The sequence below is a fragment of the Hymenobacter sp. FMD4 genome (assembly GCF_058932745.1).
The window spans coordinates 102,144-111,529 of sequence record NZ_JBZYWH010000018.1 but is presented as its reverse complement, the minus strand read 5'-3'; the positions used below and the strand labels follow the sequence as shown (position 1 = coordinate 111,529).

Below are 9,386 nucleotides of genomic sequence, written 5' to 3'. Positions count from 1 at the left end.
TTTGAAGGGTTCAAGATTTAGGTCATGCTGAGCTTGCCGAAGCATCTCTACTGCCTCGTTGTTCTGTAGAGATGCTTCGGCAAGCTCAGCATGACGTTCTTGGGCGTATTAGTCAGAACCCAGACAAGCACTAAGACTCGCTCAACACGTCGGAAGCAGCCGCAGCTTCAGCGGGGCTGCCCAGGGCGCGGGCTTTGCCAGGCAACGTTTTGTGCCGCTCCTTGCCAAGCGCGGCGGCCGGCTCGGGCACCCAGTGGTGCAGGCCGCCAGCCCGCTCGTCATTGAACGTCGTCGGAATGTCGCCCGCAACAGTGCGCTCCTGCCAGGTCAGGTGCTCGGTGTCGGCATCGGTGCGCTCCATGGTGATGCACTGCTCCACTGGGCACACCAAAGAACACAAATTGCAGCCTACGCAGTTCTCGTCGATGATTTCGGGCACGCGGGTACCTTCGCGCAGGGCAATGGCTTGGTGGGCGCCGTCTTCGCATGCTGTGTAGCATAGCTGGCAACCGATGCACTTGTCCTCGTGGATGTGGGCCGTGACTTTGTACTTCAGGTTCAGCTCTTCCCAATGCTTCACATTCGGTAGGGCCTTGCCCACAAAGTCGTAGATTGTGTTGAACCCCTTCTCAGTCATGTACTGCTCCAAGCCGGCGGTCATCTCTCGGATGATGCCGAAGCCGAAATGCATGGCCGCCGTGCATACCTGCACCGACGAGGCCCCAAGCAGCATGTGCTCCACCGCGTCGCGCCAGTTCTCGATGCCGCCAATTCCCGAGATAGGCAGGCGCACATCAGGATCCTGCGCGCAGTTTTTGATCATGTTCAACGCGATGGGCTTTACAGCCGGGCCGCAATAGCCGCCGTTGGTACCTTTGCCGTCCACTATCGGATAGGGAGCGAACTTATCCAGATCCACACCCACGATGCTCTGAATCGTATTGATGAGCGAAATGGCGTCGGCACCGCCTAGCCGAGCAGCGCGGGCCGGTTCAGTGATGTCGGAGATGTTGGGCGTAAGCTTCACGATGACCGGTATACGGGCCACCTCCATCACCCACTCCACAATGGTGCGCAGCACTTCCGGCTCCTGCCCCACGGCCGAGCCCATGCCCCGCTCGCACATGCCGTGCGGGCAGCCGAAGTTCAGCTCGATGCCGTCGGAGCCGGCGTTCTGCACGTCGCGCACGATTTGGTGCCACTCGTCGCGGCTTTGCACCATGAGCGAGGCGATGACGGCATGATGGGGAAAGCGCTTCTTGACTTCCTCGATTTCGCGCAGGTTGTCTGAGAGCGGACGGTCCGAGATCAGCTCGATGTTGTTGAAGCCTACCATGCGCTTGTCGCGGTAGTTTACGCTGCCGTAGCGACTCGATACGTTCACCACGGGCACGCCCAGCGTCTTCCACACGGCACCACCCCAACCCGCGTCAAAGGCTTTCATTACCTGATAGCCCGAATTAGTAGGCGGCGCCGATGCCAGCCAGAACGGGTTCGGCGACTTGATGCCGGCAAAGTTTATCGACAGATCTGGCATGACTACAGCTGATTTGAGAGGTACTCATGAATGCCCCGGGCGGCTACTTTCGCTTCGGCCGCGGCATTGACTACTTCGGCACCGCCGTTTAGAGCGTCGCCGGAGGTGAAGTACTTGGGATTGGTGGTTTGGCCAGTGCGCATATCGACCACGATGCGGCCTTTGCCATCGAGCTGCAAACCGGGAATCTGGTTCAGAAAGTGAGTCTGCTTGGCTTGGCCAGTTGCTTTGATGACCATGTCGCAAGACTCCACGAACTCGCTGCCGGGCACAATCTGCACTTGCCCATCCTGGATTGCGGTACGGATAAACCGCACGCCTTCCACGCGGCCATTCCCCACGATTTCCACCGGCGCCACGTTGAACAGGCCCTTCACGCCGGCGTGTTTGGCCAGCTCGTACTCGAAGCCGTAGGCGCCCATCTCGTCCTTGCCGCGGCGGTAGGCCAGAATTACATCATCGGCGCCTAGGCGGGCCGATTCTGAGGCGGCGTCCATGGCCGTGTTGCCGCCGCCGAGCACAATAACCTTCCGGCCAACGGCTACGTGGTGGTGCTGCACGCGCAGCTGCTCGATAAACTCCACCGCGCCTACGCAGTTATGCCGTTCCTCGCCCGGCAGCAGTAAGGCATTGGTCTTGCCCAGCCCGATACCGAGGAAAATTGCGTCGTAAGACTCTTCCAATGCCTGCAATTCACGGCGGGAATTAATGGGTTGGTTGTAATGCACGCGGTAGCCAAACTGTGCCTCCAAGTAGTCCATTTCGGCCAGCGTTTCCTCGTTGGTGATTTTGTAGGGCGCCACGCCGTACATCGTCAGCCCCGAAGGCTGTTCGCGGGCCTCGAACACCTCCACCTCGTAGCCCAAGGCCCGCAGCTCGCAGGCACAGCTGATGCCCGCCGGCCCGGCCCCAATAATGGCCACCTTGCGGCCATTCGGCGCTCCTGGGCCAAACAGCTTCTGTCCACTGTCGATAACCTTGCGAGTAGCGTGACTCTGCAGCCGCCCTATCTCGATGGGCTTTTGGTCATTCAGGTTGTACACGCAGGCGCCTTCGCAGAGCACTTCCGTGGGGCACACCTTACCGCAAGCGTTACCGAAGTAATTGGCCTCGTAGATGGTCTTGGCCGCACCGGTGGTGTTGCCGGTATTAATCTGCCGGATAAACTGCGGAATATCGATGCCGGAGGGGCAGGCCTTAATGCAGGGCGCATCGAAGCAGAACAGGCAGCGGGAGCTTTCGTAAAGCGCCTCGGTGTTGCTCATCAGGGGCTTGATCTGGGCAAAATTCGCCGCAAACTCCTGCTCGGTGGTGGGGGTATGGTACTCGGCCATGGGGAGTGGCGTTGGTTGCGGAAGGAGAGAAAAGCACGTCGAGCACAGGCGAGATATTTCGCCTGTGCCCCACAAGTGGTAACTACCAATGAATTAAGTGGCGGCGGAACTGCTCAGCAATGCAGCCGGGCTAATTTGTCATCACATAAGCAAACCCTAGCCCGAGCAAGCCAAGCACAAGTACAATGGCTCCCAGAATCAGATTAGCATAGCCCACGTCCTTCTTCTCTAGGTCGCCGTTGCTCACGGCAAGCGCCAGACCGCGTTTGGTGAAGTACAGCCCTGCCACAGCAAATGGCAGCAGAGCTAACAGCGCCAGCGAGAAGAAGAATTGCACCACGAACCCGAGCAGCAGCAACAGAAAGGGCATAGCGTAGCTATATGTTGCCTTTCTATAGTACCCTATAATTTCGGCTCGTGTTGACACAGTCAGTTGGTGGAGTTTTGCTGCCTAAAGTAGGCCTTTACAGCTCCACCAGCTTCTCGTAGGTTTCGGGGCGACGGTCGCGGAAAAACTGCCAAGTGGCGCGCACCTCGTCAATCATGTCCAGGTCGAACTCAGCTACCAGCAGCTCGTCTTTGTATTCATCGGCTTCGGCAATGATTTGCCCACGCGGGTCCACGAAGTACGAGGTACCGTAGAAGCGGCCCAGATTCCAGGGCTTCTCCTCCCCCACCCGGTTGATGCACCCCATGAAATAGCCGTTGGCGGCCGCGTGAGCGGGTTGCTCCAGCTTCCAGAGGTACTGCGAGAGGCCCGCTACCGTGGCCGAGGGGTTGTACACAATTTCGGCTCCGTTCAGGCCCAGCACGCGGGCGCCGTCGGGGAAGTGCCGGTCGTAGCAGATGTACACGCCCACTTTGGCGTACTTGGTTTGAAACACGGGGTAGCCCATGTTGCCGGGCTTGAAGAAGAACTTTTCCCAGAACCCCGACGTGTGCGGGATGTGGTTCTTGCGGTACTTGCCCAAGTAGGTACCATCGGCATCAATCACAGCCGCCGTGTTGTAGAGGAAGCCCGCCTGCTCCTTCTCGTAGATGGGCACAATCATGACCATGTTGTACTTGCGGGCGTACTCGGCCATGCGCTCCGTAGTTGGCCCTGGCACAGATTCGGCGGAGGCATACCAAGCTTTGTCCTGTCCGGGGCAGAAGTATGGCGTGTTAAAAATTTCCTGCAAACAAAGAATCTGAACGCCCTGCCGACCAGCTTCTTCAATTAAGGGAATGTGCTTCTGCACCATGGCTTCCTTGATTTCCTCAATTGTGCCTTCGCCCTCGGTCATGGGCAAGCTCATCTGAATGAGCCCCGACTTAATGATTCGTGGCATTGTGGGTACGCGGTTATTTGGTTGGGAAAAGAGTGTCGGCAGTGAGCTAGTGCTAGACTAGATTCTTCCTCGGATGTAGAGGAGTTGAGGGTGGTTGAAAGATTAGAGTTACTTATGGCTTGTGTCATGCTGAGCTTGTCGAAGCATCTCTACCGCTTCGTTGAAGTACCATCAGTAGAGATGCTTCGGCAAGCTCAGCATGACGTGCTGGGGTAGTCGTTCAACGACTGGTCAACCACCCCTAACCCCTCCTCATTTGAGGAGGGAAACTAGCTTTAGCTTCTCTTGCCTTTCAGCCTTTTTATAAGTTAGTAAATAGTTGGCCCTCTGCGGATAAACTGACCGTAACCACGCGACACCTTCGTCTCGCCATCTTGCACGGCTATCTGGCCGCGCAGCACCACAGTGTCCACTTTGCCGGTCAATTCCCAGCCTTCGTAACCGGAGTAGTCCACGTTCATGTGGTGCGTATCGGCTGAGATGGTGTGCTTCCGCTCGGGGTCGAAGATGGTCAGGTCGGCATCGGCGCCGATGCTGATGGTGCCTTTGCGCGGAAACATGCCGAAGATCTTGGCCGCGTTGGTGCTCGTGACTTCCACGAAGCGCTGCAGGCTGATGCGGCCTTTGCTGACGCCCTCCGAAAACAACAGTTCCATACGGTGTTCGATGGCCGGGTGCCCGTTCGGAATCTTAGAGAAGTCGTCGGCGCCCATCTGCTTCTGCTTCCACATAAAGGGACAGTGGTCGGTGCCCACTACTTGTACCAAGCCTTGGTTAATGCCGGCCCAAAGCGTTTCCTGATCCTTCTTCTCCCGCAACGGCGGCGACATCACCCACTTCGCACCATCGAATTCGTCGCCGTACAAGGAAGCATCGAGCAGCAGGTACTGAATGCAGGTTTCCACGAACACGCGCTGGTTGCGCTCAGTGGCACGGCGTACTTGGTTCAGTGCTCCTTCGCAGGTCAGGTGCACGATGTAAGCGTTGACGCCGGTGTAGTTAGCTATGTCGGCAAAGCGCCCGGATGCTTCGGCTTCGGTTACTTCAGGCTGCGAGAGGTAATGGTAGCGCGGGGTGAGCTTGCCCTGGGCGCGGTGCTGCGCAATGAGCGTGTCGATCATGTCGCCGTTGGTGGCGTGGGCCGTCACCAGGCCCCCATGCCGTCGAACCTCCTGCATCAGGCCCACCATCTGCGCGTCATCAATCATCAAAGCGCCCTTGTAGGCCATGAAGGTCTTGAAGGAAGTGATGCCCTCGGCCACCATTTCCTTAATTTCCTCTTTGGTGCTCGGGTTGAAATCGGTTACGGCCATGTGGAAGGAGTAGTCGCCCACGGCGTTGCCGGTGGCGCGCCCCTGCCACTCCGTAAGCGCCTCGCGCAACGAATGACCCTGCTTCTGCAGCACGAAATCGATGACGGTGGTAGTGCCGCCGTGCAGGGCGGCGCGGGTGCCGGTTTCGTGGGTATCGGAGCTGAAAGTGCCCATAAAAGGCATGTCCAGGTGCACGTGCGGGTCGATGCCGCCAGGCACTACTACCTTCCCCGTCGCATCAATAACCTGGTCAGCTTGCATCGGCAGATTGCGCCCAATAGCCGCAATGGTTTCGCCTTCTACCAGCACGTCGCACACGCTATCGAAATCGGCCGTTACGACGCGGCCATTCTTAATTAGTAAAGATGGCATCAAGCAGAAAAAGAGAATGGAGTGTAGGCAGAAAATCTATGATAATTTATTTCAAAAAGCAATAAGCCAGCAAATACAATTGCTTCCAAAACAGAAAATAACCACCCACTCGTTCAGCTACTCTGACGCCAATATTTTAGAATACCCAATCGATATTTAAAAATCAGCCGAAGCAGCTACTACCGGCATAGGCTTTTCTTGTTTTAGCGCCAGCCGCGAATACAGAAAATAATAGCTCACAAAAGCTACTCCAAAGCCCGTAAACCAAGACAGCGTGTACAGGAAGCTAAGGCTCGGCACCCAATAACCGACCAAGGCCGTGAGCACGCCTAGTGCCAGCGCGACCATGGCGGCGGGATTGAAGCCGCTGCCGCCGTAGCTGTAGATGCCGTCAGGACGGTAAAGCTCAGCCAGCAGCAGACGCTTGCGGCGCACGAGGTAGTAGTCGCAGAGCAGGATACCAAGCACCGGCCCGAGCAGACCACTTACAAAAGTGAGGATGCCGCTAATCTCGCTGAGCAGCCACCACGGGCAGATCAGAATGCCGATCAGTCCGGCCACCACGCCGCCAGCACGGAAGCTGATGCGCCCCGGTGCGAGGTTAGCGAAGGCATTAGCCGGGGCAATGACGTTGGCGGCGATGTTGGTGCTGAGCGTGGCCACCAGCATAGCCAGCTGCGCCAAAATCACCACAGTTGGATTGTCGAAGCGCGAAAGCAACGACACCGGGTCCCAGGGCGCATCGTCGGCAATGAGCAGATCGGGAAACAGCAGCACGGTGGCGCAGGTCACGAAAATGCCCACGAAAGAGTATAGCACCATGGTGCCCGGCAGGCCCAGAAACTGCCCCGCCACCTGGTCGCGCTGACTGGCGGCGTACCGGGTGATATCGGCAATGCTCAGGGACATGGTGGCCCAAAAGCCGACCATAGCCGTCAGCCACAGCAAGTACTGCCAAATGGTAGCGCCCGTGCCCTGATCGGATGGAACGGCCAGCTTGATCTGCGCAACGCTCGAAGAATGATAGCCTTTGCGGGGCTTGGTCAAGCCGCTGGCAGCTTGGGAAAAGGGCGCGCGGTACTGCACGCCTAGCGTTTTATTACCAGTTCTTAAGCTGGCCTCGTCCAGACTAGGTAGCGTGGGCAAGGCCCGAAAAGCATTGGCGGCAGGCAGGCCCTCCCACGCAGTTTTGACCGTTTTTCCCTCAGTAGTGGGCAGGCTCAGCTGATACTCAGCGGCTTTGTGGCTTCCGTCGGCGTTCTTGAGGGGCGTCAGCTGCAACGTGAGCCGGCCTGCATTATCTGCTTGCAGCACCGCCGCCGGCTGGCTGAGCTGCGGCCCCTGCGCCAGCACCGTGGCCAAACCACCGCCCCGCACCAGGCCCCAGCCAATGAGCACCAGACCCATCAGAATCAGAAAAGGCGCCGACAGATTTTCCAGCCACTTGATGCTCTCTGTGCCGCGCCAGATGAAGTAGATGTTGATCAGCCAGAACACCCCGAAGCAGACAAACTTGGGCGCATCCAGCTCGAAGGAGCCCGTTTGACCAGTGGCGGCATTCCAGATGGCATAAATGGCCAGGCCGCCAATCCACGTTTGCACGCCAAACCAGCCGCAGGCCACCACGGCCCGTACCAGCGCCACCACGTGGATGCCATTGGTTCCGAACGCCGCCCGACCCAGCACCGGAAACGGAATACCATACTTCACCCCGGCGTGTCCGTTTAGCACCATGGGCACCGTGATGATGAGGTTAGCCACGCCGATGATGATCAGCGCGGCCTGCCAGCTCAGCCCGGCCCGCATCATGTACGAGGCCAGGATGTACGTCGGGATGCACACGGCCATGCCCACCCACAGCGCCGCGAGGTGCCACTTGTTCCAGGTACGGCCGCTCGGTGGCACTGGCGCCAGATCGGTATTGTACAGGCGCGAGCCCGTGACATCTTCCTGCAGTTCGATGATTTCGGCCATGGTATGCTGCGCGTTAGGTCACGTGAAGGCACGAACGGTAGCACCGACTGTAGTCAGTGTTTGCCTGGCCGTTACAATTCAGAAGATTACTATCCGAAGAACGCGGTCTAAAAAAGCCGCGCTACTGCACGTGCTGATCAGCAATGCTGATGGCTTGGGAAATGATTTCCAGCCCTTCGTCTACTTCCTCTTTGGTGATGCTCAGCGGCGGCGCGATGAAAATGTAATTCCAGCGCACGAAGGTGTACATGCCCAGTTCGCGAATTTTGGCCATCACCTGATTCATCACGCCCATCTGGTCGGGTGCGGCATTCCAAGGGGCCATGGGCTCCTTGGTCTCACGGTTTTTCACCAGTTCGATGCAGCCCAGCAGTCCCGTGTTGCGGAAGTCGCCGATACTGGGGTGCCGCTCCGCCATTTCAGCCACGCGCTGCTCGATGTAGCGGCCCATCTCGGCGGCGTTTTCGATTAGGTTTTCCTCTTCGTAGATGTCCAGCACGGCCACCGCGGCAGCGCACGACACCGGGTGCGCCGAGTACGTCAGGCCCAGCGGTAGGGGCCGGTCATTGTAATGGGCGGCAATGGCTTCGTCTACCATCACGGCGCCTAGTGGCAGGTAGCCAGCCGTAATACCCTTGGCCATGGCCATCATGTCCACCTTCACGCCGTGGTGGTCGGCACCAAACCATTTTCCGGTGCGGCCGAAGCCCGACATCACCTCATCAGCAATGAGCAGGATGCCGTGCCGGTCGCAGATCTGGCGCACCCGCTGCCAGTAGCCGGGCGGGTACTTGATGCAGCCCGAAGTACCCGATTCGCCTTCCAGCATAATGGCCGCCACGTTCTGCGGCCCCTCATAGCCGATGATGCGCTCCAGGTGATCGGCGGCGCGCTGAGCGCACTCTTCGGGTGTTTGGCTGTGCCAGGGGCAGCGGTAGAAGTAGGGGTTTTCTACGTGTACCACTCCAGGCATAGCCTGGCTATCCACGGGCAGTTTGCGCGGGTCGCCGCCGGCGCTAATGGCCCCGTACGAGGCTCCGTGAAACGACTGGTACAGCGTCACAATCTTGTGCCGCCCGGTATAGAGCCGCGCCAGCTTGATGGCGTTTTCGATGCTCTCGGCGCCGCCTAGGGTAAAGAAAGCCTTGGTCAGGTTCTTTGGAGTAATCTCGTTCAGCTTACGCCCCAGGTCGCCGCGGGCCTTGGTAATCATGCCGGGGTACACGTAGCTCAGCTCCCGCATTTGCGCGGCCACAGCCTCAGTCACCTTCGGGTGGCCATGGCCGATGTTCACGTTCATCAGCTGCGAGCTGAAATCGATGTAACGTTTGCCGTCCCGGTCCCACAAATATACCCCCTCGGCACGCTCGGCATTTATCGGATTTAATCCTGCTTGCTTCGACCAAGAAAATAACGTGTATTCAAGGTTATCGTGCAGGATTTGCTCCTTATCTATTTCAGTAAATGTTTCCATTTTTGGTTGTGGGAAAGAGGGAAGTGCGACACACGTTTTCACTGCCTTTTT

The 9,386-nt window shown here is 58.1% G+C and carries 7 protein-coding genes; all 7 read right to left on the bottom strand.

Going from position 1 to position 9,386, the window contains the following annotated elements:
* Positions 1 to 130 precede the first annotated feature (130 nt).
* The 7 genes from preA to AC5FXY_RS16000 all read right to left on the bottom strand — a co-directional run bounded on the left by preA (position 131) and on the right by AC5FXY_RS16000 (position 9,335).
* Positions 131 to 1,537: an NAD-dependent dihydropyrimidine dehydrogenase subunit PreA gene (gene preA, locus AC5FXY_RS16030; protein ID WP_493557710.1), complete on the bottom strand. Its 1,407-nt coding sequence runs from the start codon at positions 1,535 to 1,537 to the stop codon at positions 131 to 133.
* A gap of 2 nt (positions 1,538 to 1,539) precedes the next feature.
* Positions 1,540 to 2,871 carry an FAD-dependent oxidoreductase gene (locus AC5FXY_RS16025; protein WP_493557709.1) on the bottom strand — a complete coding sequence of 444 codons (1,332 nt, stop codon included), beginning with the start codon at positions 2,869 to 2,871 and terminating at the stop codon, positions 1,540 to 1,542.
* A gap of 130 nt (positions 2,872 to 3,001) precedes the next feature.
* Positions 3,002 to 3,241 (bottom strand): hypothetical protein, encoded by a 240-nt coding sequence (locus AC5FXY_RS16020; RefSeq protein WP_493557708.1) that lies wholly within the window; start codon positions 3,239 to 3,241, stop codon positions 3,002 to 3,004.
* Positions 3,242 to 3,335: 94 nt separating this feature from the next.
* Positions 3,336 to 4,202: a nitrilase-related carbon-nitrogen hydrolase gene (locus AC5FXY_RS16015; RefSeq protein ID WP_493557707.1), complete on the bottom strand. Its 867-nt coding sequence runs from the start codon at positions 4,200 to 4,202 to the stop codon at positions 3,336 to 3,338.
* A 308-nt stretch (positions 4,203 to 4,510) separates the two neighbouring features.
* Entirely contained in the window at positions 4,511 to 5,887 is a 1,377-nt protein-coding gene (gene hydA, locus AC5FXY_RS16010; protein WP_493557706.1) for a dihydropyrimidinase, read from the bottom strand.
* A 156-nt stretch (positions 5,888 to 6,043) separates the two neighbouring features.
* Positions 6,044 to 7,861 carry an NCS1 family nucleobase:cation symporter-1 gene (locus AC5FXY_RS16005; RefSeq protein WP_493557705.1) on the bottom strand — a complete coding sequence of 606 codons (1,818 nt, stop codon included), beginning with the start codon at positions 7,859 to 7,861 and terminating at the stop codon, positions 6,044 to 6,046.
* A 121-nt stretch (positions 7,862 to 7,982) separates the two neighbouring features.
* The gene (locus AC5FXY_RS16000) at positions 7,983 to 9,335 is read right to left on the bottom strand and encodes an aminotransferase class III-fold pyridoxal phosphate-dependent enzyme (protein ID WP_493557704.1); all 1,353 of its coding nucleotides are present in this window, start codon (positions 9,333 to 9,335) and stop codon (positions 7,983 to 7,985) included.
* Positions 9,336 to 9,386: the final 51 nt, after the last annotated feature.

Coding starts and splice junctions, on each gene's coding strand:
- preA (WP_493557710.1), bottom strand. CDS start 1,537: ATGCCAGATCTGTCGATAAACTTTGCCGGCATCAAGTCGCCGAACCCG.
- AC5FXY_RS16025 (WP_493557709.1), bottom strand. CDS start 2,871: ATGGCCGAGTACCATACCCCCACCACCGAGCAGGAGTTTGCGGCGAAT.
- AC5FXY_RS16020 (WP_493557708.1), bottom strand. CDS start 3,241: ATGCCCTTTCTGTTGCTGCTGCTCGGGTTCGTGGTGCAATTCTTCTTC.
- AC5FXY_RS16015 (WP_493557707.1), bottom strand. CDS start 4,202: ATGCCACGAATCATTAAGTCGGGGCTCATTCAGATGAGCTTGCCCATG.
- hydA (WP_493557706.1), bottom strand. CDS start 5,887: ATGCCATCTTTACTAATTAAGAATGGCCGCGTCGTAACGGCCGATTTC.
- AC5FXY_RS16005 (WP_493557705.1), bottom strand. CDS start 7,861: ATGGCCGAAATCATCGAACTGCAGGAAGATGTCACGGGCTCGCGCCTG.
- AC5FXY_RS16000 (WP_493557704.1), bottom strand. CDS start 9,335: ATGGAAACATTTACTGAAATAGATAAGGAGCAAATCCTGCACGATAAC.